The sequence below is a fragment of the Oscillospiraceae bacterium CM genome (assembly GCA_022870705.1).
In the GTDB taxonomy this organism is placed as follows: domain Bacteria; phylum Bacillota; class Clostridia; order Oscillospirales; family Oscillospiraceae; genus Sporobacter.
On record CP072107.1, the window covers coordinates 127,793 to 153,572 of the forward strand.

21 protein-coding genes and 1 riboswitch are annotated in these 25,780 nt (G+C 54.1%); of the genes, 14 read left to right on the forward strand and 7 right to left on the reverse strand.

Annotated elements, in window-relative coordinates:
- The first annotated feature begins 88 nt into the window (after positions 1–88).
- A complete protein-coding gene (locus IZU99_00620; GenBank protein UOO37804.1) occupies positions 89–733 on the forward strand; it encodes a VTT domain-containing protein in 645 nt (214 codons plus the stop codon).
- Between the two features lie 59 nt (positions 734–792).
- Here the strand turns inward: IZU99_00620 and IZU99_00625 are convergent, their stop codons facing one another.
- A complete protein-coding gene (locus IZU99_00625) occupies positions 793–1,206 on the reverse strand; it encodes an acyl-CoA thioesterase (protein UOO37805.1) in 414 nt (137 codons plus the stop codon).
- Between the two features lie 174 nt (positions 1,207–1,380).
- Here IZU99_00625 and IZU99_00630 point away from each other — a divergent pair, with 174 nt between their 5' ends.
- Positions 1,381–2,274, forward strand: coding sequence for a cysteine synthase family protein (locus IZU99_00630; protein UOO37806.1), 894 nt, complete (start codon positions 1,381–1,383; stop codon positions 2,272–2,274).
- Positions 2,275–2,370: 96 nt separating this feature from the next.
- Here the strand turns inward: IZU99_00630 and IZU99_00635 are convergent, their stop codons facing one another.
- Positions 2,371–4,434, reverse strand: coding sequence for an S-layer homology domain-containing protein (locus IZU99_00635; protein UOO37807.1), 2,064 nt, complete (start codon positions 4,432–4,434; stop codon positions 2,371–2,373).
- 404 nt (positions 4,435–4,838) lie between these two features.
- Here IZU99_00635 and IZU99_00640 point away from each other — a divergent pair, with 404 nt between their 5' ends.
- Positions 4,839–5,204, forward strand: a complete 366-nt coding sequence (locus IZU99_00640) for a hypothetical protein (protein UOO37808.1) — start codon at positions 4,839–4,841, stop codon at positions 5,202–5,204.
- A 95-nt stretch (positions 5,205–5,299) separates the two neighbouring features.
- Here the strand turns inward: IZU99_00640 and uvrA are convergent, their stop codons facing one another.
- Genes uvrA through IZU99_00655 form a run of 3 tightly spaced genes read right to left on the reverse strand, consistent with a single transcriptional unit; the run spans position 5,300 to position 12,475 of the window.
- Positions 5,300–8,128, reverse strand: coding sequence for an excinuclease ABC subunit UvrA (uvrA, locus tag IZU99_00645; protein ID UOO37809.1), 2,829 nt, complete (start codon positions 8,126–8,128; stop codon positions 5,300–5,302).
- Positions 8,129–8,167: 39 nt separating this feature from the next.
- Entirely contained in the window at positions 8,168–9,511 is a 1,344-nt protein-coding gene (locus IZU99_00650) for a 2-hydroxyacyl-CoA dehydratase (protein ID UOO37810.1), read from the reverse strand.
- 12 nt (positions 9,512–9,523) lie between these two features.
- Positions 9,524–12,475, reverse strand: a complete 2,952-nt coding sequence (locus tag IZU99_00655; protein ID UOO37811.1) for a 2-hydroxyacyl-CoA dehydratase — start codon at positions 12,473–12,475, stop codon at positions 9,524–9,526.
- A gap of 290 nt (positions 12,476–12,765) precedes the next feature.
- Here IZU99_00655 and pyrE point away from each other — a divergent pair, with 290 nt between their 5' ends.
- The 4 genes from pyrE to uvrB all read left to right on the forward strand — a co-directional run bounded on the left by pyrE (position 12,766) and on the right by uvrB (position 16,953).
- Positions 12,766–13,419 (forward strand): orotate phosphoribosyltransferase, encoded by a 654-nt coding sequence (pyrE, locus tag IZU99_00660; protein ID UOO37812.1) that lies wholly within the window; start codon positions 12,766–12,768, stop codon positions 13,417–13,419.
- Positions 13,416–14,090: a DNA repair protein RadC gene (radC, locus tag IZU99_00665; GenBank protein UOO37813.1), complete on the forward strand. Its 675-nt coding sequence runs from the start codon at positions 13,416–13,418 to the stop codon at positions 14,088–14,090. Before pyrE ends, radC begins: the two co-directional genes overlap by 4 nt.
- 37 nt (positions 14,091–14,127) lie before the next feature.
- Positions 14,128–14,910, forward strand: a complete 783-nt coding sequence (locus IZU99_00670) for an inositol monophosphatase (GenBank protein UOO37814.1) — start codon at positions 14,128–14,130, stop codon at positions 14,908–14,910.
- Positions 14,911–14,982: 72 nt separating this feature from the next.
- A complete protein-coding gene (gene uvrB / locus IZU99_00675) occupies positions 14,983–16,953 on the forward strand; it encodes an excinuclease ABC subunit UvrB (protein UOO37815.1) in 1,971 nt (656 codons plus the stop codon).
- A gap of 38 nt (positions 16,954–16,991) precedes the next feature.
- Here uvrB and IZU99_00680 read toward each other — a convergent pair whose 3' ends face one another.
- Together IZU99_00680 and IZU99_00685 are read right to left on the reverse strand one after the other, a co-directional pair.
- Positions 16,992–18,218, reverse strand: a complete 1,227-nt coding sequence (locus tag IZU99_00680) for a DUF2225 domain-containing protein (protein UOO37816.1) — start codon at positions 18,216–18,218, stop codon at positions 16,992–16,994.
- A gap of 70 nt (positions 18,219–18,288) precedes the next feature.
- Positions 18,289–18,372: riboswitch (cyclic di-GMP riboswitch) on the reverse strand.
- Between the two features lie 60 nt (positions 18,373–18,432).
- Entirely contained in the window at positions 18,433–19,869 is a 1,437-nt protein-coding gene (locus tag IZU99_00685) for a proline--tRNA ligase (protein UOO37817.1), read from the reverse strand.
- Positions 19,870–19,996: 127 nt separating this feature from the next.
- Here IZU99_00685 and IZU99_00690 point away from each other — a divergent pair, with 127 nt between their 5' ends.
- The 7 genes from IZU99_00690 (at position 19,997) to IZU99_00720 (ending at position 25,774) form a co-directional block, all read left to right on the forward strand.
- Positions 19,997–20,302 carry a hypothetical protein gene (locus IZU99_00690; GenBank protein ID UOO37818.1) on the forward strand — a complete coding sequence of 102 codons (306 nt, stop codon included), beginning with the start codon at positions 19,997–19,999 and terminating at the stop codon, positions 20,300–20,302.
- A 106-nt stretch (positions 20,303–20,408) separates the two neighbouring features.
- The gene (gene dusB, locus IZU99_00695; protein UOO38701.1) at positions 20,409–21,377 is read left to right on the forward strand and encodes a tRNA dihydrouridine synthase DusB; all 969 of its coding nucleotides are present in this window, start codon (positions 20,409–20,411) and stop codon (positions 21,375–21,377) included.
- 4 nt (positions 21,378–21,381) lie between these two features.
- Entirely contained in the window at positions 21,382–22,014 is a 633-nt protein-coding gene (locus tag IZU99_00700; GenBank protein ID UOO37819.1) for a sigma-70 family RNA polymerase sigma factor, read from the forward strand.
- The gene (locus tag IZU99_00705; GenBank protein UOO37820.1) at positions 22,007–22,747 is read left to right on the forward strand and encodes a zf-HC2 domain-containing protein; all 741 of its coding nucleotides are present in this window, start codon (positions 22,007–22,009) and stop codon (positions 22,745–22,747) included. Before IZU99_00700 ends, IZU99_00705 begins: the two co-directional genes overlap by 8 nt.
- A gap of 317 nt (positions 22,748–23,064) precedes the next feature.
- The gene (locus IZU99_00710; GenBank protein UOO37821.1) at positions 23,065–23,901 is read left to right on the forward strand and encodes a DegV family protein; all 837 of its coding nucleotides are present in this window, start codon (positions 23,065–23,067) and stop codon (positions 23,899–23,901) included.
- Positions 23,902–23,978: 77 nt separating this feature from the next.
- Positions 23,979–25,073: a redox-regulated ATPase YchF gene (ychF, locus tag IZU99_00715; protein ID UOO37822.1), complete on the forward strand. Its 1,095-nt coding sequence runs from the start codon at positions 23,979–23,981 to the stop codon at positions 25,071–25,073.
- The gene (locus IZU99_00720; GenBank protein UOO37823.1) at positions 25,070–25,774 is read left to right on the forward strand and encodes a DUF1624 domain-containing protein; all 705 of its coding nucleotides are present in this window, start codon (positions 25,070–25,072) and stop codon (positions 25,772–25,774) included. The genes ychF and IZU99_00720 overlap by 4 nt, the downstream gene beginning before the upstream one ends.
- The last annotated feature ends 6 nt before the right edge of the window (positions 25,775–25,780 follow it).

Consider the following 25,780-nt stretch of genomic DNA (forward strand, 5'->3'; position numbering starts at 1 on the left):
CAAAATTTACAAAATACCCCTGTCCCGCGTGCTTGGCTTATGATATACTGGCCATAAGGGAACATTTTTTGCCGAAACGGAGCCATACATGCCTGATATTTCCATATTTGATCTGCTCTTTCATATCGACACATTTTTAAATGATGTCATCATCCGGTACGGTGTGCTCGTCTATATCCTGATTTTTATCATTTTATTCTGTGAGACGGGCCTTTTTATGCCGCTGCCCGGTGACTCGCTCATCTTTGCCGGGGGCGCTTTCGCGGCGGCCGGCATGCTCGACATGGGAGTTTTCGTCCTCATCTGTTTGGTGGCGGGTATTTTGGGAGACAGTGTTAATTATTACCTTGGTCATTCCGTCGGCAAGAAACTCTACCGGCAGGCCAAGGGCCGGTTTTTAAAAAGAGAAAATATCGACAGGGCGAAAGCGTTTTACGAGCGCCATGGCGGAAAAGCCATTATTTTTTCAAGATTTATACCGCTTGTGCGGCAATGCACACCGTTTGTTGCCGGAATCGGGCGTATGACGTTCGGGCGGTTTATGTCGTATAATCTTGTCGGCGTGGCGGCCTGGGTCGGCATTTCGTCCATGCTTGGCTACTTTTTCGGCAACATACCGGCAGTCAAGGACAACTTTTCCGTCGTCATTCTTGCCATCATTGCCGTATCGCTTCTCCCGGCTATCATCGCCTTTTTAAAATCAAAGCTGAAAAGTGCCCCCAAACCGGAGTAAGCGGCGGAAATAAAAACAAGTCCGCAGGTTTTCGACCTGCGGACTTTTAAAATATGTGGCTAGTTTTGCCCGGCGGATTTTAAAACGTTAAAGAGTGCCGGGGCGGCACGCTCGGCGTTAACAGGCTTGAGAGCCTTGTCCGTAAAGGCGTGCAGTGTCTCCCCAGTTGCCAGAAGCAAATCATCACGGTTTTTAACTTCGTACGCCAGCACGAGCCGGACGCCGGAGAGCTTTAAAAGGCTTGTCAGAACACGGATTTCATCCTCATAATAGGCCGGGTGTTTAAAGCGGCAGGTGATCTCGTATAGCGGGAGCAGGATGCCGCGTTTTTCAACCTCGGAATAAGAAAAACCGAGTTTTTTTAAAAAGTCTGTCCGGCCGGCTTCAAACCAGATGGGGTAATTTGAATGATGCACAATGCCCATTTTATCCGTTTCGGCGTAACGAACCGTCAGTCTCGTTTCGGAAATCATGATGGCGCTCCTTTTCAGCTGTGATCGGTGTCGGCATCATTGTATAACCGCAAAGCCCTCTTTTCAACGCTTTTTTCACACAGCAGAAAAAGCTGCCGCAAACGGCAGCTTTTTCTTGCAACAGGGTGCGGGGGGAGCGTATAGTAATAGCAGCAGATAAAAAGGGTGTGACACATGTATAACAATATTCTTGAAACGATTGGTAAAACACCGCTCGTGCGGATCAACCGCCTCAATCCAAAGCCCCATATTCCGCTTTACGCGAAGCTGGAGGGCTTTAATCCGACCGGCAGCATCAAGGACCGAATTGCGCTGAAGATGATTGAACAGGCGGAAGCATGCGGCATGCTGCACCGTGGGAAGACCATCATCGAGCCGACCTCCGGCAATACCGGCATCGGCCTTGCCATGATCGGTGCCGTCAAGGGCTATACCGTTGAGATTGTGATGAGCGAGGCGGTTTCCGTTGAGCGGCGCAAAATGATTGAAGCCTTCGGTGCGACGATCATCCTGACAGACCCGGCGCAGGGAACGGACGGGGCAATCCGCCGGGCCCATGAGCTTGTACAGAACAGCCCCGGGAAGTATTTTATGCCGAACCAGTTCTCAAACGAGTATAATAAGCTCGCGCATTACGAGACGACGGCGAACGAGATTTGGGACGATACGGACGGAAAGGTGACACACTTTGTCTCAGCGCTGGGGACATCGGGCACCATTATGGGCGTCGGCATGGGGCTTAAAAGCAAGAATTCCGCCATCCGTATTGTGGAGGCGCAGCCTGTAAAAAACCATTACATTCAGGGGCTGAAGAATATGCAAGAGGCCATCGTCCCCGAGATATACGACCCGTCGAAAATTGACAGATCCGTCATGATTGAGTCGGAAGAGGCGTTTGCCATGGCGCGAGACATCGTCCGCCAGGAGGGTATTTTCGTCGGGATGAGCAGCGGGGCCGCGATGCTTGCCGCGCTGGAGACGATCCGTGAGATTGACGAAGGTCTTGTCGTTGTGTTGTTTGCCGACCGCGGTGAAAAATATTTAAGCACGAATCTTTTTAATTTTTAACCGTGCAGGCCGAAGGGCCGCCGGTACAGAGCAGCCCCGCAGACGGCAGTGTTGCGTCCGCGGGGCTGTTATCCAATGCCGACAGGCTTCTTGTCCTTAATAGACGACGACGGTCGTGCCGGTCGGAATATTGTCGTAAATCCAGGCGACGTCCTCATCATACATGCGCACGCAGCCGTGGCTGACGGGGAAGCCGATCCGTTTATCCTCAACCGTTGTCGTTCCCGGGTAGTAAAGCCGCGAGTGGAAGGCATATGCGCTGTTGATAAAATTAACAACCGGTTTAACGGTATACTTATCCGTTGTCCAGCCTTTCGGATTTCTGCCGATGATTTTGAAAACGCCAATGGGTGTGTCTTTACCGGAAGCGCCGGTGCCGACAATATAGGATTTTGACAGCGTCCAGTTGCCGGTGGAGCCGGTAAAAATGTTCACGCGCTGATAGGCGATGCTGACCCAGATGAGATATTCCGTCTTGCTTGAATACCCCTTGGCGTCAACCCAGGCGACCTTCAGCGCATCATCATAATCATGTGTTTGGGCCCATTCAAGCGTATAGTTGCCTTTGTAGCCGGTTTTCACCAGAGAGAGGACTTCCTTAGCGTCAAACTTCGTCGTGTTTAAAAGCGTGACGGAGCGATCGGCCCGGCGCTCCACATAAATACCGTCCGACGTCGTGCAGCTTAAGACGAAGGTAACGGTGACGGTTACCGGCAGCTCAGCCGAGGCGGGGATAGCCTTGTTGAGTGACAGCTTCGCCGTCTTGCCGAGCGTCACCGCCGAAGATGAGACATAGGTATCATCAACGTACCAAGCGCCGCGGCAGGAAATCGTGTTAGCAGGTGCGTCAATAGTAACGGACGCGCCGAGGGACTGATACGACGGCAGCTCGGCCGGAGCCGCGAGCGCAAGGCTGACGGTGTTAAGGCCGAACGTCTCATTGACGGTTGCGTCTTGAGCGCTCAGGCTGACAGTGCTGCCGACGGCGTTATCTGTCAGCGCCTGGATCGAGCCAGAACCGCTGATGACGGTTTCCGAACCGTAAAGGGTCAGGGCTGAGACAGACCCGTTTTGCGTGATCGTATTGCCGGTGCCGACAGTGCCTATTTTAACCGTGCTGACGACGGCACCAGGACTGATAATAATTTCGTTGCCGCTGCCGCTGATGAGTAGCGTTTCAACAGGCGCGCTGATAATGACGGTTCTGTGACTGCCGGTCACCTCAACCTGAGACAGACGGCTAGTAAGCGTCACCGTCCCGCTGCCGGTACCGACGGCTAGGGCGGCTATGGTGCTGGATGCGTTGGCGGTATAAGTTACGTCGCCGCTGGCCGCCGCGAGGACAAGGCGATCAATGCGACAGCCCGAAAGGCTGAGGGACTGCAAATTGGCCGACCGGATAACAGCGGTCGGAAGCGAGACGTTCTGCAGCTGAACCGACGTGGCTGAGCCGTTAAAATAAAGGGCGCTGTCTGATGTTATGTTAACAATTCTGTCGTCGCCCGACAAAACCGTGCCGCCCGTCATCGTGACAGCTTCTCCCGGGGTGGGATAATTGGCGGCAATTCTGAAGAGAATTGTCAGAAATTCTGCGCGCGTCATGTTGTCATTGATATGTAAAGCGCCGCCATAACCGGTAACATAGCCGCCCTGCACAAGCGCCGCCGCCGCCAGACGGTATTGACCGTACAGGTCGCTGCCGTCGGAATAAGCGTTTAGAACAGACGTGTCCTGCTCGGCGCGGACGAGCTGGAAGGCCTCGGCCAGCATGCTAAAAGCCTTGCTGCGGATCATCGGCGCCTTCAAATTAAGCCGCCCGTTTGTCGGGGTGATGAGGCCCATTGCTACGGCTTTCGCGGCCGCATCATAAAACCAATCGCTCTTGCTGATGTCCGAAACGGCGGACAGGTCGGCCAACTTTTGGGGCGCCAAAACGCGGCATAAAAGCTCGACAACCTCAGCACCGGTAACGGCGTTGTCTGGATGGATGCCGCTGCCGTCGCCTTTCAAAAGGGTGGCGCTGATGGCTGCGCGGAGTGTTTGCTCCGCCCAGTGGCCGCTGAGATCCGGATACGTCTCTTCGGCGAGGACGACCGTCAGACCGGACATCATGCTGAAGAGGAGCAAAAAAGCAAAGGTGCGGTAAAAGAATTTTTTCATAACTGACGGTTCTCCAATAAAATTGTCTAAACTGCCGCATCGGCGATGGCTGATATTTCACATCTATCATACAGCAGGAGCATGCAAAAACAAGGTGTAAATTGCCGAGCGTTATGATTGCCCGGCGCCATAATCGCATCAAATATTGCATGCAATATCCGCGAGCCTGAAAAAGCGAATCAAAATTTTGTTGCCAATAAATAAAATACCAATTTCAGGACCGATAGACAAGAGGTCTCGACGTTTTTCAATAAATAAATTCGAAAAACAGGGCGTCACCGGGCTAAAGCCCGCCGCGTAACGGCAAGTCAATTTGATTGACTTGCCGTTACGCGGCGATATGATATAATAAAGGCACTCGGCAAACAGCCGACACTCTTTACAATGTCAAGGGGACGATTTGCATGAAAAAAATAAACAATTTGATCGCCGTTAAGGTCACGCAGGCTGTCGGTTCCATGTGGTGTGCGTATCTCTTTTGCATCATTGCGCTCATATCCCTGCCGTCGGCTATTGCCTCGCATAATGTTTTAACGATTGTCTCCTGGGTGGCGCAGACGTTTTTGCAGTTGGTGCTCCTCTCCGTCATCCTGAAGGGACAAAATATTCAAGGAGAGCGGCTGGAAAGCGTCATCGCGCGCATTGATGACAACACAAGTAAAACCGAATTTGCCATCGAACGCCTTGAGCATCTTGTCCGTCTGATAGAAAAGGAAGAAAAGGCACTTGTTGTTGAGGGAAAACGCATAGTGCGCAATGATCGCGCCTGACAGGGTAGTGTTCGGAAGCCTGACGCAACGGTCATAAAAGCAGAAGACAAAAAGGATACGCCGCGGCGTATCCTTTTTATTATTATTTGCACTGCTCAGCAGCCCAGCAGCGGCTTCAAAAATTGACCGGTGTAGCTTTTATCACAGGTGGCCAGCGCTTCCGGCGTTCCGGTGAAAACCACCTCGCCGCCATTGTCGCCGCCCTCCGGGCCGAGGTCGATGATATGATCGGCCGTCTTAATGACGTCCAAATTATGCTCGATGACGACGACGGTGTTCCCCGCATCTGTCAGGCGGTTTAAAACGTCAATAAGGCGATGGACGTCGGCCGTGTGCAGGCCCGTTGTCGGCTCGTCGAGGACATAGAACGTTGAGCCGGTCGAACGCTTACTCAGCTCGGTGGCAAGCTTCACGCGCTGCGCCTCGCCGCCGGACAGCGTTGTGGATGGCTGACCGAGTCGGACATAACCCAGGCCGACGTCGACAAGCGTCTGAAGCCGCTGCGAAATTTTCGGCATATTCTCGAAGAAGATGACGGCCTCGTCTACCGTCATGTCGAGCACTTCAAAAATGTTTTTCCCCTTATAGCGCACCTCCAGTGTTTCTCTGTTATAGCGCTTGCCTTTGCAGACCTCGCAGGGGACATAAATGTCAGGCAGAAAGTGCATTTCGATTTTAATCAGGCCGTCACCCGAGCAGGCCTCGCAGCGCCCACCGCGGACATTGAAGGAGAAACGGCCCGGCCCGTAGCCGCGCGTTTTGGCATCCTGCGTTGAGGCGAAGAGCTCGCGGATGTCGTTAAAAACGCCGGTGTAGGTGGCGGGGTTAGAGCGTGGCGTGCGCCCGATGGGCGACTGATCAATGTCAATGATCTTGTCAAGGTATTCCAGACCCTCAACGCGCTCGTGCCTGCCGGGCTTTACTTTCACACGGTTTAATTCGGCGGCGAGGGCTTTGTAAACGACCTCGTTAATGAGAGACGATTTGCCGCTGCCGGAGACACCGGTGACACACGTCATAACGCCGAGGGGGATTGACACGGTCACATCCTTCAGGTTGTTTTCAGACGCTTTATGAACGGTGAAGAATTTGCCGTTGCCTGCCCGGCGCGATCGGGGAACGGGGATTTTTTTGGCCCCGCTCAGGTACTGCCCGGTGACGGAGCGCGCACAGGCTTTGACGGTATCCACCGTTCCGGCGACGACGACCTCGCCGCCGTGAATTCCGGCACCGGGGCCAACGTCGACGATATAATCGGCCTCCATCATCGTTTCCTCATCGTGCTCGACGACGAGGAGCGTGTTGCCGAGGTCGCGCAGGTGCTTGAGTGTTTTTAAAAGCTTCTGGTTATCGCGCTGGTGCAGCCCGATCGACGGCTCATCAAGAATGTACAAAACGCCCATCAGCGATGAGCCGATTTGCGTGGCGAGGCGAATGCGCTGGCTTTCGCCGCCCGACAGCGTTCCCGCCTGGCGGCCAAGCGTCAGGTATTCAAGCCCCACGCTGCGCAAAAAGCCAAGCCGCTCGCGGATTTCCTTTAAAATGCGGTGGGCGATCAGCGCTTCTTTTTCGGTGAGCGTCAGGTGCTCGATAAAGTCAAGCGCCTGAACGATGGATTTATCGGTAAACGCAACGATGTTAATCCCGCCGACGGTGACGGCGAGGACTTCCTTTTTCAGGCGGCGGCCGCCACAGTCGGGACATGGGTGCTCGGACATGTACTGCTCAAGCTCCCAGCGCATGGACATGCTTTGCGTTTCTTTATAGCGGCGCTCCAAGTTTTTGACGATGCCTTCGAACGGCTGGTTTAACACACCCTTACCACGCGGCTGATCGTAATGCAAAACGAGCTTTTCGCCGTTCGTGCCGAAGAGAATAATATTAAGGACGCCGGGAGGCAGATCCTTGATCGGGGTGTTGAGATTAAACTTATACTTCTTCGCCAGCGCCTCAAAATACATTTTGGCGATGCCGTCGTTTTTAATGTTGCCCCAGCCGGAGGCGCTGATACCGCCCTCCAGAATGGAGAGCGCCTGATTCGGGATGATAATATCGGGGTCGACGCGCAGCTGTGTGCCGAGACCCGTACACGACGGGCAGGCACCGTAAGGGCTGTTGAAGGAAAACAGCCGCGGCGTCAGTTCCTCGATGGAGATGCCGCAGTCGTCACAGGCGTAGTTTTGCGAGAACATCAGCTCGCGGTCTTCGCCGACAATGTCGATGATGACGATACCGCCCGCGAGGCTAGCCGCCGTTTCGACGGAATCGGTCAGGCGGCGGGCCATGTCGTCCTTGATGACGAGGCGGTCGACAATGATATCAATCGTGTGTTTTTTGTTCTTGTCGAGCTTGATTTCCTCGGACAGGTCATACGTGATGCCGTCAACACGCGCGCGGACGTAACCGCTTTTCCGGGCGTCTTCAAAAACCTTCTGATATTCGCCCTTGCGCGCACGGACGACGGGCGCAAGGATTTGGATACGGGTGGCCGACGGCAGCGCCATCACGTGGTCAATGATCTGATCCACAGTTTGCTGACGGATTTCTTTTCCGCAAATCGGGCAGTGTGGGATACCGATGCGCGCCCAGAGAAGGCGCAGATAGTCATAAATTTCCGTCACCGTGCCCACCGTTGAGCGCGGGTTTTTGCTCGTTGTCTTCTGGTCGATGGAAATAGCGGGGGAGAGGCCTTCGATATAATCGACGTCGGGCTTCTCCATTTGGCCGAGAAACTGGCGCGCATAGGAAGAGAGCGACTCGACGTAGCGGCGCTGGCCCTCGGCGTAAATGGTGTCAAACGCCAGAGACGATTTGCCGCTGCCGGAGATGCCCGTCATAACGACGAGCTTGTCCCGCGGGATTTCGACGTCTATGTTTTTTAAGTTGTTCTCTCTGGCGCCTTTGACGAAAATGTTGTTACGCATTAAAATTCCTCTTCTGTGATGCTGTGGCCGGCAAACGCGTTAATGAACGCCTGCCGCTGTATGTGCGGGCTGTTCCGAAACAGCCGCGCCGGGAGCAGACACTTCCTGGATGCCCACAACGTCGGCAATACGCCCGGCATTTGAGATCATGAGCTTAATCCTGTTTTCCTGGTTGATTTTCGTTGCGCCCGGGTCGTAGTCGATAGCAACGATGTTGGAGTTGGGATAATCGTCCTTGAGCCGCCGGATCATCCCCTTGCCGACGACGTGGTTGGGCAGACAGCCGAATGGCTGGGTGCAGACAATGTTGTTCGTCCCAGTGTGAATAAGCTCCAGCATTTCGGCGGTTAACAGCCAGCCCTCGCCCATTTTGTTGCCATAGCCGAGATAGCCTTTGATGAGACGCTGCAGGTCGGAAAACCGGCCCATCGGGCGAAACGACGCCTGCGTTTTGACGGCGTCCACCATAATCTCCTGAAGATCCTCAATATACCGCTGGAAGATGCCAACGATGAATTTTTTAAGCTGAGAGCCCTTATAGAGGTCAACGTCGACGGCGCGGTTGTTGATTTTAAAGATCATGAAATCGGTGAGACCCGGCACAACAGGCTCGCAGCCCTCGGAGAGCAAAAATTCTTCAAGGCCGTTGTTGCCGAGCGGGGCGAACTTGACGTAAATCTCTCCAACGATGCCGACGCGTGTTTTCGGCGGCCCCTGCCGCTCGATTTTGGCATAGTCGGCGGCAATTTCCGTCATGATGCGGCGCATGTCCTTTTTTCCGAGACCGCGCCCTTCACCGAGCAGGGTCACGAGCCGGTCGGTCCAGTGTGTCGTGAGCTTATCGGTCACGCCCGGTATCACCTCATACGGCAGGCACTGATTCCGCAGCCAGACGAGCAAGTCGCCGTAGATCATAACGGTGGCCAGCCGCCGGAGCGTTTTGAGCGGGATAGAGAAGCCGGGGTTTTTTTCAAGGCCCGACAGATTGACGGAAACAACCGGTATGTAAGACAGCCCCGCTTTTTCAAGGGCTTTGCGCAGGAGATGAATGTAGTTAGACGCGCGGCAGCCGCCGCCCGTTTGGGTGATGAGCAGGCCGACCTTGTGCGTGTCATATTTCCCGCTTTTGACGGCGTCAATCAGCTGGCCGATGACGAGCAGAGCTGGGTAGCACGTGTCGTTATGGACGTATTTGAGCCCGGTGTCAACAATGCCGCGGTGCGTCGTCGTCAGCATGTCAATCTTATAACCATCAAGCTCAAAAACCTTCTTCATCATCGTGAACGTGACGGGCAGCATTTGCGGCATGAGAAGTGTGTAGTCTTTTTTCATCTCCTTTGTGAAAAGAAGACGGCCTGTTTTGTCGTATGTCAGTGTTGCCATAATATTCTCCATTTAAGCCTTCGGGCTTGCATTGTCTTTATCCCGCGACGCCATTGCGGCGATGAGGCTGCGGATGCGGATTCGGACGGCGCCGAGGTTTGAAATATCGTCAATTTTAATCTGCGTGTAGAGCTTGCCGCCTGATTCCAGAATGCTGCGGAGTTCGTCGGTCGTGATGGCGTCTGTCCCGCAGCCGAAGGAGACGAGCTGGATCATCTGCATGTCAGGCTGCTGGGTGATATAGCGCGCGGCATTGTACATGCGCGCATGATATGTCCACTGGTTGAGGACGCGGCGGCTCTCTTTTTTCAGGATATGTGAGATGGCGTCTTCCGTTATGAGGACGAGCCCGAACGAGGTGATGAGCGTATCAATGCCGTGGTTAATTTCCGGGTCGACATGATACGGCCGCCCAGCCACAACAATGATTGGCTTGTTATTGGCCCGGGCATAGGCAATGGCATTTTCGCCCTCGGCGATGATGGCGCGGCGGTAATCGTCATACGCCACATAAGCTGCGCGGGCAGCCAGTTTCGTCTCGTTTTTCCGAATGCCGAAGTTTTCTAAAAAGTATTCGGCGGCCTTTTCAACAAAACCCTTTTTCTTATGCAGGCCAAAGTAAGGATAGAGAAAACGGGCGTTTTTCAGTCGGGGCATGTTGGCGGCCAGGAGCTCGGGGTAATAGGCCACGACAGGGCAGTTATAATGGTTGTCGCTCTTCCCCTCGTCGAAATTATACGGCATGCAGGGGTAAAAAATTGTCTCGACACCCATATCCAGCAGGTTTTCAATGTGCCCGTGCATGAGCTTGGCCGGATAACAGACCGTATCCGACGGGATCGTGCGCTGACCCTTGATATAAAGCGTGCGCGACGACTCCGGCGACAAGACGACCTCAAAATTGAGCTGTGTCAAGAATGCAAACCAAAACGGCAGATTTTCATATATGTTCAGGCCGAAGGGGATGCCGATTGTGCCGCGTGCGCCAGTGCCGGCCCCTTTGCCGTTTAAGGCGCGCAGGAAATCGTACTTCCATTTCATCAGATTCGGCTCGGACACCTTTTGAAGGCCAAGGGGCTTTGAGCAGCGGTTACCGGAAATAAAGCGGCGGCCGCCGTCAAACGTATTGATCGTCATGCTGCAGCGGTTTGTACAGCCCTGGCAGGTGGTTGGCTTTGACGTATGGACAAAGTGGGTTAGCGCTGCCGCGTCAAGCAGCGTTGAGGGCGCGCTTGGCGCATCCATTGCCGAGAGGGCGGCGCCGTAGGCCCCCATGAGACCCGCAATTGTCGGCCGTGTAACATTGCGGCCGATTTCGCGCTCAAAGCCGCGTAGGACGGCGTCATTCAAAAAGGTGCCGCCCTGAACGACGATGCTTTGCCCCAAATCGTCCGCGCTGGCAGCGCGGATGACCTTATAAACAGCGTTTTTGACGATGGAGATGGAGAGCCCCGCCGAAATGGCCTCGACGGACGCGCCCTCCTTCTGCGCCTGTTTGACGCTCGAGTTCATAAAAACGGTGCAGCGGGAGCCGAGATTGACGGGCGCCGGGTCGAACAGGCCGAGCGCGGCAAAATCGGCGATGGCGTATCCAAGGGCGCTGGCAAATGTCTCGATAAAGCTGCCGCAGCCGGATGAGCAGGCCTCGTTGAGCATGATGCTGTCAACGGCACCGCCGTGGATTTTAAAGCACTTGACGTCCTGCCCGCCGATATCGAGGATAAAATCAACGTTGGGGTTAAAATGGCGCGCCGCGCGGAAATGCGCCATCGTCTCAACGAGCCCGAGGTCAACGCCGAAGGCGTTTTTGATGAGGTCCTCGCCATAGCCGGTTACAGCGCTCGAGCGGATGGTGACGCGGCTGCCAAAACGGCTGTAAATGTTCGCAAGCTGCTGTTTGACGATGGCAACGGGGTCACCCTTGTTCGAGCCGTAGTAGCTGAATAAAATGCCGCCGTTTTCCGCAATGAGCACAAGCTTCGTCGTCGTGCTGCCGGCGTCGATACCCAGATAAGCGCCGCCGGTGTATGTATCAGCATCAACGGTTGTCGGTGCGGCTTGAGCATGGCGCGCGGTGAAATCGTTATATTCCTCCTGGGTGACGAACAGAGGTTCCATCACGTCCGTCAGCGTCGTCGCCTGCTGCGAGCTTTCCAGTAGACGGAGCAGCTCTTCGAAGGAGGTCATGCGCGTCATATCGGCTAAGAGCGCCGCGCCGAGGGCGGCAAAGCAGTCGGCGTTCTCCGGAAAGACGGCGTGTTTGTCGTCAAGGGTCAGCGTCTCAACAAAACGGCGGCGAAGACCATGCAGAAAGGTCAGCGGCCCGCCGAGAAAAACAATTTTTCCGGTGAGCTCGCGCCCCTGCGTCAGCCCGGCAACCGTCTGGTCAACGACGGCCTGAAAAATGGAGGCGGCAATATCCTCACGCCGCCCACCCTGATTGAGGATGGGCTGTATGTCCGACTTGGCGAAGACACCGCAGCGCGACGCGATCGGATAAATTTTTTCATATTGCAGCGACAGCGCGTCAAGCTCCGAAACGGTGACGTTTAAAAGTGTCGCCATCTGGTCAATAAACGCGCCGGTGCCACCCGCGCAGGAGCCGTTCATCCGCTCTTCAAGGCTGCCGCCGAAAAAGATGATTTTCGCGTCCTCGCCGCCAAGCTCAATGACAGCGTCGGTATTCGGTATGTACGTTCGGACGGCGGCTGCCGTGGCATAGACCTCTTGGGCAAATCGGATGCCGGAAGCCTTCGCGACGCCAAGCCCGGCAGAGCCGGTGATGACGGCATCGACAGGCTGCCCGGCAAGGATTGGTGCAGCCGACAGCAGCTGCTCGGCCGCCTTCTCGCGCACTTTTGAAAAATGCCGCTCATATGCCCTGAATACAAGGGTGTTCCGGTCGTCCAAAACGACCGTTTTAACCGTCGTGCTGCCGATATCGATTCCAATTTTATAACCCATAAACCCACCTTAGACAAAACCACTGCCCTGCACATGGCCGGGCGGCGATGGCGATCTTTAAATTAGAGGTTTGAAGTAAATTGCGTTAAAGATGATTATACATCTAAAACGGAGAAAATTCAACATTTCTGCGTGATTTGTTTTACCAAAAATATTGAAGGAGTCGCTATTGAATGATATAATATTTTCTACCCGAATAAAAGTGGGTGAATTTAGTAGATTTACAAGTTGATGCCGTCACCAGAGCGGCACAAGGATGTTCATAGGATATTGAACGACGGGGGAATAAGATGAGTCGGGAAAAGGAATTCATTGATTTTATGATGGGAGCGGGCGTTTTAACTTTTGGAGATTTTCAAACAAAAAGCGGCCGTCGGACACCATATTTTATCAATACAGGAAATTATAAAACAGGCGCACAATTATCAAAGCTCGGCGATTATTACGCCGACTGCATTGTCCGAAGCGGCGAGCGGTTTGACGCCCTGTTCGGGCCAGCCTACAAAGGCATTCCACTTGTAGCGGCGGCAGCGTCTTCCCTATACCGCAATCATGGGCTTGATATCCCTTACTGCTTTAACAGAAAAGAAGCCAAAGACCACGGGGAGGGCGGCGTCATCGTTGGCTATCAGCCGAAAGACGGGGATAAAATTGCCGTTATTGAAGACGTTGTCACGGCGGGAACGGCTGTGCGCGAGAGTGTGGCACTGCTCACAAAAACGGCGGATATCACCATTTCGGCGCTCTACGTGTCAGTCGACAGGATGGAACGGGGTACGGGCAGCCTGTCGGCCCTGGACGAGCTGCGCACAGCGCTTCACATCAACGTCTATCCTATTATAACGGTTCTGGACATGCTTGGCACGCTGCCGGAAGGCGATGCGCGCGGCACGGCGATCGGACAGTATTTGGCGGAGTATGGAGCAAAACGGGTGGACGCATGAATATCCATGACGGACACAGGGGGCGGATGAAACGGCGTTTTCTTCAGCATGGCATGGAGAACTTTGATGACCACAATGTGCTGGAGTTGCTTTTGTTTTACGCACTGCCGCGTGGTGACGTCAACCCGATCGCCCATGCCTTAGTCGATAAATTCGGGTCGATATCGGCTGTTTTCGATGCGCCCTTGGACGAGCTTGTCAAGGTGCCGGGTATCGGCAAAAATACGGCGCTTTTTTTAAAGCTGATTCCGCAGGTCAGCCGACGCTATCTCATGTCCCGCTCGAGCTTTGACGATATTCTTGACACGACAAAAAAGGCGGGGGAATATCTTCTGCCGCGATTCTACGCCGAACGAGACGAAATCGTCTACATGATCTGTTTGGACGCCAAGTGCAAGGTGTTAAATTGCAAGCTTCTGTTCCGGGGCAGCGTCAACTCGGCGCATGTCAGTGTGCGAAAAATCGTGGAAAACGCCCTTCTATACAATTCAACGAGCGTTATTATCGCCCATAATCACACGAGCGGCATCGCGCTGCCCTCGCAGGAGGACAAGGCGACGACAAAGCGGATCGAAGAGGCGCTGCGCGCTGTTGATGTTGTTCTGGCTGACCACATCATTGTCGCCGATGACGACTTTGTTTCACTGGCAGACAACGGTTTTTTCAGATAATTGAAGGCGCGTATCAATATGACATGGGGTAAATGCGGTGGAGATTGAAATACAGGAATTAATTCGTATTGCGCGGCTGGCAGGCGCGGCGATCCGTGCGCTCCGGGAAAAAAACGCGCTGACGGAAGAGTTGAAATATGGTTATGAGCTCGTGACAAATGCCGACCTGTTGTCAAACGAGATTATTAAAAACGAGATTTTTAAGCTATATCCGGATCATGAAATCCTGTCCGAGGAAGACGTCGAGCGCAGCGAGGAGCTTATTAAGCCGACGTGGATTATTGACCCCATTGACGGCACCGTTAACTATGCCAACGGCCATATGATGGCAGCCGTTTCAATTGCTTTCGCCGATAACAGAACAGTTCGCGCCGGTGTTGTCTATAATCCGTTTTTAGATGAGCTGTTTTACGCCGCCGAAAAGACCGGCGCTTTTTTAAACGGCCAGAGAATTAAAGTCAAGGACGTATCGGCGCTCAACACGTGTCTTGTGGCTACCGGCTTTCCATATGTCAAGGACGATGCCGAAGAGATCACGGCACGTTTAGGACGCGTGTGGCCGCGCGTCCGTGATATTCGGCGGCTCGGCTCGGCTGCGCTTGATATCTGCTGGGTTGCCTGCTCCCGCCTGCAGGGGTATTATGAGGGGCAGCTGAATGCGTGGGACGTCGCCGCGGCTAAGCTCATCGCCCGTGAGGCGGGGGCGGCTGTCGGGTATTTCAAGGAGGGGGATGGCGATGTGCCGGACGACATCCGCTGTAAGAATCTGATTGTGTCAAGCCCCGGCATTTTTAAGGAACTGAAAAGCCTTTTGGTATAGACAAAGAGAGCTATTGCAATCGCCCCCACGAAAACAACGACCAGTCCAATCAGAATAATTTCGAGGTATTACATGCCTGATTTAAAAGTTGTTAGTGAATATAGTCCCTCCGGCGACCAGCCGGAGGCGATCCGGGCGCTCGCGCAGGGCATAGAAATCGGCTTTGAGGAGCAGACGCTTCTGGGCGTTACCGGCTCGGGAAAAACGTATACGATGGCCAAAATCATCGAAAAGCTCCAGCGCCCGGCGCTTGTGCTGGCGCACAACAAGACGCTCGCGGCGCAGCTGTGCAGCGAGTTTAAAGAGTTTTTTCCCGATAATGCCGTCGAGTTCTTTGTCTCCTACTACGATTATTATCAGCCGGAGGCCTATATCCCGCATACGGATACGTATATTGAGAAGGACAGCGCCATCAATGACGAAATTGAACGACTGCGCCACTCCGCGACGTCGTCGCTCTTCGAGCGGCGGGACGTTATCGTCGTCTCCTCCGTTAGCTGTATTTACGGCCTCGGCGACCCAATCGATTATCAAAATATGGTCATTTCCCTGCGCGTTGGACAAACGCGCGACAGGGATGAGCTTTTAAAAAAACTCGTTGAAATTCGATACGGGCGCAACGACGTCGCCTTTGAGCGCAATATGTTTCGGGTGCGGGGCGATACGGTGGAAATCTTCCCTGTTTACGCGCGGGAAAATGCGATCCGCGTTGAGTTTTTCGGGGATGAGATTGAGCGTATCAGCGAAATAAACGTTGTGACCGGCACGCCGGTGCGGAGCCTCGCGCACGTGGCCGTCTACCCGGCGTCGCACTACGTCACAACGGAAGAGAAGATGGAACGGGCCGTCAAGGAAATTCAAGCGGAGATGACGGAACGCATTGAATACTTTGAAAGCCAGAACAAGCTTGTGGAGGCGCAGCGCATTCACCAGCGGACGATGTACGACATCGAAATGATGCGCGAACTTGGCTACTGCACAGGCATTGAAAACTATTCCCGCATCATTACGGGCCGACCCATTGGGTCGGCACCGATGACGCTGCTCGACTATTTTCCAAAGGATTTTGTCCTGTTTGTCGACGAAAGCCATGTGACGCTGCCACAGGTGCGCGCCATGTATAACGGCGACAGGGCGCGTAAGGAAAGCCTCGTGGAATTCGGCTTTCGCCTCCCCTCGGCATTTGACAACAGGCCGCTGAAATTCGACGAGTTTACAGGGCGCGTGGGGCAGGTCGTATACGTTTCGGCCACGCCGAGCGATTATGAAAAATCGCGCTCGTCCCAAATTGTCGAGCAGATCATCCGCCCGACGGGGCTTTTAGACCCAACGATCACGGTCCGGCCGGTCGACGGGCAGATTGACGATTTAATCGGCGAGATCCGCGCGCGCAGCCAAAAAAGCGAACGGACACTTGTGACGACCTTGACGAAAAAGATGGCGGAGGACCTTACCGCCTACCTCACCGGCGCCGGTATCCGCGTCCGGTATATGCATCACGATATCTCGACAATTGAGCGTATGGAAATCATCCGAGACCTGCGCCTGGGGGAGTTTGATGTCCTCGTCGGCATCAACCTTCTGCGCGAGGGGCTGGACCTCCCGGAGGTGTCGCTCGTGGCGATTCTCGACGCCGACAAAGAGGGCTTCCTGCGCAGTGAAACGTCGCTGGTTCAGACGATTGGGCGTGCGGCCAGAAACGCCGAGGGGTCCGTTATCATGTACGCCGACACGGTGACGCGTTCCATGCGCGCCGCTATCGACGAGACAGAGCGCAGGAGAGCCAAACAAACGGCTTTCAACGATAAAAACGGCATCATCCCGAAAACAATTGTCAAAGGCGTGCGCGAACTTCTGGAGATTTCAAAAGCGGAGGGCGTTTTGGAAAAGATGGAAGGCGACGTCAAGATGACGCGGCGCGAGCGTGACGAGGCGGTGGCCAAGCTTGAAAAAGAGATGCAGGCCGCGGCGAAAATGCTGGAATTTGAATACGCCGCCGTCCTGCGCGATCGGATAGTGCGCCTCCGAGGCCAACAGGTATAAAAATAAAACCCCCGACACTGTCGGGGGTTTTGTTTGTCTTATCGCTGGGCTGCGGCGGTCTCTCGGATTTCATATATCCGCTTTTCTGCGTGGTTTTTTAAAACGGGTGTCCCGTGGGTGTTGGCTTTGGCCTTGCTGAAAAAGGCGATTGCGTTTTTCAGGTCGTTTTGCTTCAAATACAGTTCGCCTATAAGAATGCAGACCTGCTGCTCCTGATTTGGCGAGATGCCAAGCTTTTCATAAGCGTAGAGATAATTTTCCAGAGCTTTGGCGGCAGTCGCATTTTCCATAACGGCATCTCCCGCGTCCTGATAGACGCGGCTGAGCTTGTACAGCAATTTTCCGGCTACAAGCTGATATTTGACGAAACTGATAGGCGCGCAAAAGAGGGCCAGATAATACGCAGCAAACACCAGGTTCGTGTCCTTGGCGGCTTTGAAATCAAGCGCTGAGCCGTCCTTGACTGCGCCGAGCTCACGCAAGATGTCCTGCCTCGATTTATCGGGAAGATCAAAAACGTCCGGCAAGGCGCTGTACAAGCAGTGTGGGCACGTTAAAACCTCGTGATACAGCGGCTCAATGCCCTTGTAATGGCTGCGCATATCGTCATCCGTCGACGCTAAAACAAGCTTTGACGGGCGGATAACCGATGCCGAAAAGCTGTTTTTGCAGATTGGGCAGGTATATGATTTGTTCATCAGGAAAGCGGCTTCCTGCCGCTCAAGCGGCAGGGCATAGCTGCCGTGACCGTTGGGAAACAGTTGGAAGGTGCCTTGAAGTAACGGCTTGCGCGGCTGTCCCGGTGCGTCTGCTGCTGGCGGCGGATCGGCCGGAGCAGCGCTTTGCTCGGCTGATTTTTTACTGCGCTGCTGGGCACCGTACTGCATCAGCAGGGATTTGTTTGTATCGCTGGCCTGGTCAAGGCGGATGCAGAGATCTTTAATAAGCTCAAAAGCCAGCGCCGGTTCATTTTGTATAAAGTCGACGGCTGTTTTTTTTTCAATTGGCAGAATGATGGCTTCGGAGAGCGCCACGGTGGCAAATTGTGCCTTCTTGTCACATAAGAGTGCCGGGTCGGCAAAAAGGTCACCCGTCCCGAGCGTTGAAATCAAGTCGGACCCCGAAACTTTGCCGCCTGAATATATACCCACTTCGCCCTTCACAACGACAAACATGATATTGCCGGAGCCGTTGCCGGTGATGACTGCGCCCTTCGGACATTTTTTGATGCGGGAAAAATCGTTGATCGCCCCGAGGTTAATCAAAAAAACACCCCCATTAAATGATAAAAGCTGCGTGCCTGAAAAAGGCGCGCAGCGATAAAGGCGCGTCCTCTTCGGCGGCCCGGCTGTCATGGCTAAAAGCTTTAGACCCGTGGCTTTGCGTCACCGGCTTTCGCCGGGTTTGCCGTTTTCGGAGTGAGAACGGATAAACTATAATACATGTTTCGAGATAATTCAACAGTTTTGTCAAAAATTCTTAATACGCGACGCCCCAGACGACCATGTGACGGGCCGGTTTGCCGCAGACGGGGCAGGTGTCGCCGAGGTGTTCCTGCGCGAAGGGGATGCATCTGGAGGAGACACCCGCTTCCTCCTTCATCTGAAGCTCACAGGCGAGGTCGCCGCACCACATGGATTTGATAAAGCCGCCGTTTTCCGCCATGACGGCTTTGGCTTCACCCACCGTTGTGACGGGGCACGTATTGTCTGTTAAGTTTTTCTTGGCCTTGTTGTAAAGCCCTATCTGAACGTCGTCCAATAGCGCCGGGATGGCTGTTTCAAGCTCGGAGAGGCATACGGCCGTTTTCTCGCCGTTATCACGCCGGACGGCGAGACATTGGTTATTCTCAATATCCTTCGGCCCGATTTCAATCCGAAGGGGGATGCCTTTCATCTCGTGCTCGGCAAATTTCCAGCCCGGGCTCTGATCGGACGTATCGCCTTTAACACGGATACCGAAAGACTTGAGGCGACTGACGAGCTCTTGGGCTTTCTCAAGCACACCCGGCTTGTGCATGGCGATTGGTATGACAACGACCTGAACGGGCGCGATACGCGGCGGCAATACGAGGCCGTTGTTATCACCGTGCGTCATAATGAGCCCGCCGATGAGCCGCGTCGTCATACCCCAGGAGGTCTGATGCGGATATTTGAGCGTATTGTCCTTGTCGGTAAACTGAATATCGAATGCGCGGGCAAACCCGTCCCCAAAATAATGGGAGGTGCCGCTCTGGAGCGCCTTTTTATCGTGCATCATGCACTCGATAGAATATGTGGCAACGGCACCCGCAAATTTTTCCTTGTCGGTCTTCCGGCCTTTTATAACAGGCATGGCCAGCGTGTTCTCGCAGAAATCGGCGTAAACGCCGAGCATCTGCTGCGTTTCCTGTTCGGCCTCGTCGGCCGTTGCGTGGAGCGTGTGACCCTCCTGCCATAAAAACTCGCGGTGGCGCAAAAACGGCCGCGTCGTCTTTTCCCAGCGCAAGACGCTGCACCACTGATTGTACAGCATCGGCAAATCGCGCCAAGAGCGCAAAATGTGGCTCCAATGGTCGCAAAACAGCGTCTCCGACGTCGGGCGGACGCAGAGGCGCTCGGAAAGGGCTTCCGAACCGCCGTGCGTGACCCAGGCCACTTCCGGGGCAAAGCCCTCAACATGGTCTTTTTCTTTTTGTAAAAGACTTTCGGGGATCAGCATCGGCATGGAGACGTTTTCATGGCCAAGCTCTTTAAAACGCTTGTCAAGGATGGCCTGGATGTTTTCCCAGATGGCATAGGCATATGGCCTCAAAATAAAAAAGCCCTTAACGCCGGCGTAGTCGATGAGCTCCGCCTTTGTCACAACATCTGTAAACCACTGGGCAAAATCAACGTCCATATCCGTGATCTGCTCAACCTTTTTATCCTTTGCCATGCTGCTTGCTCCTTCTGACACATTATGTAACTTTATTAGTCTATAGAATTCATCATCGGTTGTCAAGCACGGAAAGCCTGCCCCAACGATACAATATGGCAGGAGCGGACACGAAGGAGTTGAAAACATGAGTTCGGTTGCAAAGTTTTATTTTAAGCCCGCCGAGGGCGAGCACATCGAAACGACGGTCACACTTGAGCAGGAAAAAGCGGCTGCTATCTGTGGGACGGTGCAGGACATTACCGGTGAGGCTGTGGAGGGCGCGCTCGTTTTGTTGTTTCGGCCCGGCGCTAAAAAAGCACTGCTTGACAGGCAGATGACGGATTCGGAGGGCCAGTTTTCCTTCGGCCCGATTGAAGGAAACGTTTTATACTTAATAAAGGTCTATAAAAACAGCGTTAAAATCCGGGAGCTGGAGATTATTGCCGACTGAAGAACCACCCAAATCGTTGCCGCAGCAGCCCGCTGCGGCAATTGACTTTCTGCAGCGTTTTGATACAATGGATGGCAGCATCATCCGAGCGGGAGGTGGCAACGGCGTGCAAATCGGATTGGTCGACATCGATTCTAAACTGGCGCTCGCGCCGATGGCGGGCGTCTGCGATCTGGCGTTCCGAACAGTCTGCCGATCCTTCGGCGCAGGGCTGACGTATACGGAAATGGTGAGTGCCAAGGCGCTTGTGTATCAGGATAAAAAAACGCGAACGCTGCTGCGCCTAGGAGAGGACGAGCACCCGGCGGCGGTACAGCTGTTCGGCAGCGATGAAGAGTGCTTGGGCCGTGCCGCCGCGCTCGCGGCGGAAATTTCCGGTGCCGAAATTATTGACATTAATATGGGCTGTCCCGTCGGTAAGGTCGTCAAATGCGGCGACGGCAGCGCACTGATGCGTGATCCCGAAAAAGCACGGCGTCTCATCAGAAGCGTTAAAAACAGCACGGACTGCCCCGTAACGGTAAAAATCCGCAAAGGCTGGGACAAAGGCAATGCCAACGCCGCCGAATTTGCCCGCATGGCCGAAGAGGCCGGGGCGTCGGCCATCGCCGTTCACGGGCGGACGCGCGCGCAGATGTATGCCGGTGTCGCCGATTGGGACATCATCCGGGCTGTCAAAAAGAGCGTCTCCATTCCTGTCTTGGCAAACGGCGATGTTTTTACAGCGGCGGACGCCGTCCGGATTCTGCGCTATACAGGCGCAGACATGGTGATGATCGGCAGAGGCGCTTTCGGAAATCCCTGGATTTTCAGCCAGGCCCGGGCGGCGCTCGCGGGGGGGCCTGTCCCGCCGCCGCCGACGTTACAAGAGCGTGTGGAGACGGCCGTCGGTCAGTTTCGTCTGGCAGAACGGTATAAGGGCGAAAAGATTGCATGCCTTGAGGCACGCAAGCATTATGCGTGGTATTTAAAGGGTGTTCCGCACGCCGGGTATTTCAGGGACAGAATATCGAAAATCGAAACGATGGCCGATATTGACGCGGTGAGCGCGCTCATCCTCCGAGATTTGAGGTGACCGCATGACGCACGCGGAAGAGCAGGCCGTCATACATAAGGTTCTTGACGGCGATACGGACGCCTTTGAGGTGCTTGTATTGGAGCACCAGAAGAAGATATTTCACCTCGCGCTAAAAATGACGGTGAATGAAGACGACGCCCTTGATATTGCACAGGAGGCTTTTGTGAAAGCCTTCACCGGGCTCGCCTCCTTCCGTGGAGACTGCCGGTTTTCCGTTTGGCTTTACAGGCTGACCTATCACCTATGTATCGACTTTATTCGGAAAAGACAACGGATGCCGGTGCGTTCGCTGACGGTTGTGGACGATATCGGGGAGCTTGCCGACATGGAGATATCCGACATGCGCTATGAACCGGCCCGCGCAGCGGAAGAGCGCGCTGTACAGCGCGCCGTTGCAGACGGGATGATGAGCCTGCCGGAAAGCCACCGGGAGATCCTCATGATGCGGGAATTGGCAGGCCTGCGATATGACGAGATTGCACGGGCGCTTGGCATCGGCGAGGGCACCGTCAAATCCCGCCTGTCGCGCGCACGGCAACGCCTTGCCGCATACCTTGTCAAAAACGGAACCTTTTCAAATGAAGACCGTCATAATACCGAAAAGACAGGAAAGGAGGCGAAAGGACGTGGCTGACTGCAAAAAAATGAGAGACCTTGTGAGCGCCTTTGCCGACAACGCATTGACAGACTTGGAAAAGGAAGAGCTCTGCGCCCATTTGGACGGCTGCGCGTCCTGCCGCGCCCTTTTGTCAACGGTTCAAAGCATTGCCCGTGCAACCGATGTGCAAACCGATGTGCCGGAAACGCTTGTTTCATCCGTGATGGCGCGCATTAAAAAGGCGCCTGGCGCTGCTCCGGCATCGACAAGGACGCCGTTAAACCGCCTGAAGCCTGCTTTATTCAGCGCAGCGACGCTGGCGGCCTGCCTGGCGCTGATGCTATTTGTCTTTCCGAATTTAGACGGCTTATTTGATATGCCTTGGAAAGCGGTGCCAATACTATCATCCGAAAATAGCGGCACTGCAAGCGAAGGCAACCCGCAAACATCCGAAAACACCGGCGCGTCTGATATGTCCTTGATGATGACACCGGCGTCGGACGCCGCCGCCGAGCCGTTAGACGGGGCGGCTGAGAAATATACCGCCGCGGCACCGGCGGCAACAGACACGGCGTCCTACTATGCGACGTTTACGATAAAGGGACAGCTGCCGGCTCTATTGGAAAAATACACGATGACCGACAATCAAGATGGGACTTACAGCATCGAAATTCCGGCGGCGACGGCCGAGCAGCTTATTAAAAGCGGGTACCCTGCCGAGATGGGTGATACAGCGCTGGCGATGGCGCTCGTCATCTACAAACCGTAATATCGTGCCGAAGTCTTCTTTGAAATATCAAAACGTGCTCCTATGGCGCTTGACGCTTTAGGAGTATGTTTTTGTAAAAATCATGGCGTGTTCCGGTGACGGCGTTTGATTCTAACGGATATGGTGTGTTAACAGATCAGGTTTGCAAGGCAAACTCGACCTTGCGGCGTCACCCTCAAGCCGCTTAGGTGAACATGGCGGCTTGAGGGTGATCTGATCGAGAAATAAATTGCCTGTCAGCCGTAAATAACGTATAATCATTCAAATAACGTGTTTTGACACGCCTTGTTCCCTCAAAAATACTGAAGGAGACGAAAATGGTTAGAATTATTACCGACAGCACAAGCGACCTGACGCAGGCAGACGGCGCGCGGCTGGGTGTGACCATCGTGCCTCTGACTGTGCATTTCGGAGATGAGTCATATATTGACGGCGTCAATCTGTCTAACAGGGCGTTTTTCGATAAGCTTGCCGTGACCGACACGCTGCCGACGACCTCGCAGGTGCCGCCCGGCGAATTTACGCCGCTGTTTCAGCGGTATATCGACGCGGGAGACGACATAGTCGGTATTTTCATCTCGTCGGAGCTATCTGGTACTTGCCAGTCGGCGGCCGTTGCCCGCGAGTTGGTGGCCTGTGAGCGGATTTTTGTTATCGATTCACGTATGGCAACGTTCGGGCTCGCGCTTCTCGTTCGTGAGGCCGTGAAATTGCGGGATACGGGGAAAAGCGCTTCGGAAATTGCTGGGCAGATATCGGCACTCGTCGGCAAAACACGGCTTTTTGCCGTTGTGGATACGCTCAAATACTTAAGAATGAGCGGGCGCATTTCGAATACGACGGCCTTTGTCGGCGGTCTTTTGGGGATTAACCCGATTATAACCATATCAAACGGAAAGGTTGAATCGGTCGGGAAAGCCAGGGGCTTGAAGGCTGGGCTGAAGATCATCGCCGATCTGATGCAGCAAGACCTGCCCGACCGCCGCCATCTCGTCGCCTTTGGGAATTCGGATGCCCCGGCAGCCCTCAAAGAAACGATTGCCTATCTCAGCCAAAGGTTTGACATAACAGATTTTGTCGAGTGCGACATCGGCATTACCGTCGGTACGCATGTGGGGCCGGGCGCTGCCGGTATTGCTTACATAGCAAAATAATGCTTTTCCCAACGGGAAACGGCAGACATTGAACAGTATGACACGGCCGGCGCGCGCCGGCGGAATGGGGATAACGAATGAAACTTGGTATCGTGGGGCTGCCGAACGTCGGCAAGTCTACGCTATTTAACGCCATCACAAATGCGGGCGCCGAAAGCGCCAATTATCCGTTTTGCACCATAGACCCGAATGTCGGTGTTGTGACGGTGCCGGATGAACGGCTGCTGTTTCTGCGCGAAATGTACGCACCAAAGAAGTTTACACCGGCCGTTATCGAATTTGTCGACATCGCCGGGCTCGTACGGGGCGCGTCAAAAGGCGAAGGTCTCGGCAATAAATTTTTAGGGAATATCCGCGCGACCGATGCGATCGTCCACGTTGTGCGCTGCTTTGACGATGCCGATATCGTCCACGTCGAGGGCGCGGCAGGCCCGCTGCGCGATATTGAAATCGTGAGCTTAGAGCTCATTATTTCAGACATGGAGATGGTGGAGCGGCGCATTGATAAGGCAAAAAAGGCTGGGAAGGGCGATAAGAAATTTCTTCAGGAGGCTGAATTGTTTGAAAGGCTTCTGCAGCATTTAAATGACGGCAAGCCCGCCCGCAGCTATGACGCCGACGCGGCGGAAAAGGAGCTGATCGCCACGTCGGAGCTGCTCAGCTTAAAGCCCGTCATCTATGCTGCCAACATGGACGAGAAGAGCTTCTCAGGCGGCTATGAAAAAAACACATACTACCAAACTGTCAAAGCATATGCTGACGCCGAAGGGGCGCAGGTTCTGCCGATTTGCGCCAAAACAGAGCAGGAGATCGCCCAGCTCGACGAAGCGGATAAACAGCTTTTTCTCGAAGAGCTTGGCATGAAGGAATCGGGGCTTGACAGGCTTATCCGCTGTTCCTACAGTCTTTTGGGCCTTATTTCGTTTTTAACGGCTGGGTCTGACGAGGTGCGGGCGTGGACGATTCGCAACGGTACAAAAGCACCGCAGGCGGCCGGAAAAATCCATTCTGACTTTGAGCGCGGCTTTATCCGGGCCGAGATCGTCGCCTTCGATGACTTAAAGGCCTCCGTGACGATGGCCGCCGCCCGGGAACGCGGCCTTATCCGCTCGGAGGGTAAAGAATACGTGATGAAAGACGGCGATATTGTCACGTTCCGGTTTAATGTATGACGACGCAGCGGCGGATTGACCTAATTGACGCGCTGCGGGGGCTCGCTGTCATTTTAATGGTGATCCATCATCTGCTGTTCGATCTCGTGACGTTTTTAGACGCGCCTGTTTGGCTATTTTCAAACCCTGTTTTCAATTTTCTGCATGAAATTTTTGCAGGGGTGTTTATTTTTCTCTCCGGCGTGTCTTCACAATTTTCCAGAAGCAATATAAAACGCGGTGTCAAGGTGTTCGCGCTGGCGATGGTTCTCACAATCGTCACGTCGCTGCCGTTTGTCAATGAGCCGATCCGTTTTGGCGTTTTGCACCTTTTAGGTTTCTGCATGATTTTCTATGGACTGACGCGAAAAGCCTGGGACAGAATCCCAAGGCTTTTGGCACCGTTTTTCTATACGATTATAATTATCGTCAGTGCGCTGGCCGTGCGATTGATACCGATCAACGCCCCATATCTGTGGATGTTCGGCTGGTACGGGCCGGATTTTTTCAGCGCCGATTATTTCCCCCTGTTCTCGTGGCTGTTCGTCTTTCTTTTTGGAACGTGGGCAGGCTTTTACGTTGTGGGGCATCGGCTGCCCGACTGGTTTTATGAAACAAGCGTACCATTCCTACCGGCTGTCGGCAGAAGATCGCTGCTGATTTATCTGCTGCATCAGCCGATTCTGTACGGAGCGGTTCTGGCGATTCTCGCGCTGCGGTAATGGCAA

Bases quoted from the DNA above. Each gene is read 5' to 3' on its own strand.
- IZU99_00620 (UOO37804.1), top strand. From the start codon at position 89: ATGCCTGATATTTCCATATTTGATCTGCTCTTTCATATCGACACATTT.
- IZU99_00625 (UOO37805.1), bottom strand. From the start codon at position 1,206: ATGATTTCCGAAACGAGACTGACGGTTCGTTACGCCGAAACGGATAAA.
- IZU99_00630 (UOO37806.1), top strand. From the start codon at position 1,381: ATGTATAACAATATTCTTGAAACGATTGGTAAAACACCGCTCGTGCGG.
- IZU99_00635 (UOO37807.1), bottom strand. From the start codon at position 4,434: ATGAAAAAATTCTTTTACCGCACCTTTGCTTTTTTGCTCCTCTTCAGC.
- IZU99_00640 (UOO37808.1), top strand. From the start codon at position 4,839: ATGAAAAAAATAAACAATTTGATCGCCGTTAAGGTCACGCAGGCTGTC.
- uvrA (UOO37809.1), bottom strand. From the start codon at position 8,128: ATGCGTAACAACATTTTCGTCAAAGGCGCCAGAGAGAACAACTTAAAA.
- IZU99_00650 (UOO37810.1), bottom strand. From the start codon at position 9,511: ATGGCAACACTGACATACGACAAAACAGGCCGTCTTCTTTTCACAAAG.
- IZU99_00655 (UOO37811.1), bottom strand. From the start codon at position 12,475: ATGGGTTATAAAATTGGAATCGATATCGGCAGCACGACGGTTAAAACG.
- pyrE (UOO37812.1), top strand. From the start codon at position 12,766: ATGAGTCGGGAAAAGGAATTCATTGATTTTATGATGGGAGCGGGCGTT.
- radC (UOO37813.1), top strand. From the start codon at position 13,416: ATGAATATCCATGACGGACACAGGGGGCGGATGAAACGGCGTTTTCTT.
- uvrB (UOO37815.1), top strand. From the start codon at position 14,983: ATGCCTGATTTAAAAGTTGTTAGTGAATATAGTCCCTCCGGCGACCAG.
- IZU99_00685 (UOO37817.1), bottom strand. From the start codon at position 19,869: ATGGCAAAGGATAAAAAGGTTGAGCAGATCACGGATATGGACGTTGAT.
- IZU99_00690 (UOO37818.1), top strand. From the start codon at position 19,997: ATGAGTTCGGTTGCAAAGTTTTATTTTAAGCCCGCCGAGGGCGAGCAC.
- IZU99_00700 (UOO37819.1), top strand. From the start codon at position 21,382: ATGACGCACGCGGAAGAGCAGGCCGTCATACATAAGGTTCTTGACGGC.
- IZU99_00710 (UOO37821.1), top strand. From the start codon at position 23,065: ATGGTTAGAATTATTACCGACAGCACAAGCGACCTGACGCAGGCAGAC.
- ychF (UOO37822.1), top strand. From the start codon at position 23,979: ATGAAACTTGGTATCGTGGGGCTGCCGAACGTCGGCAAGTCTACGCTA.
- IZU99_00720 (UOO37823.1), top strand. From the start codon at position 25,070: ATGACGACGCAGCGGCGGATTGACCTAATTGACGCGCTGCGGGGGCTC.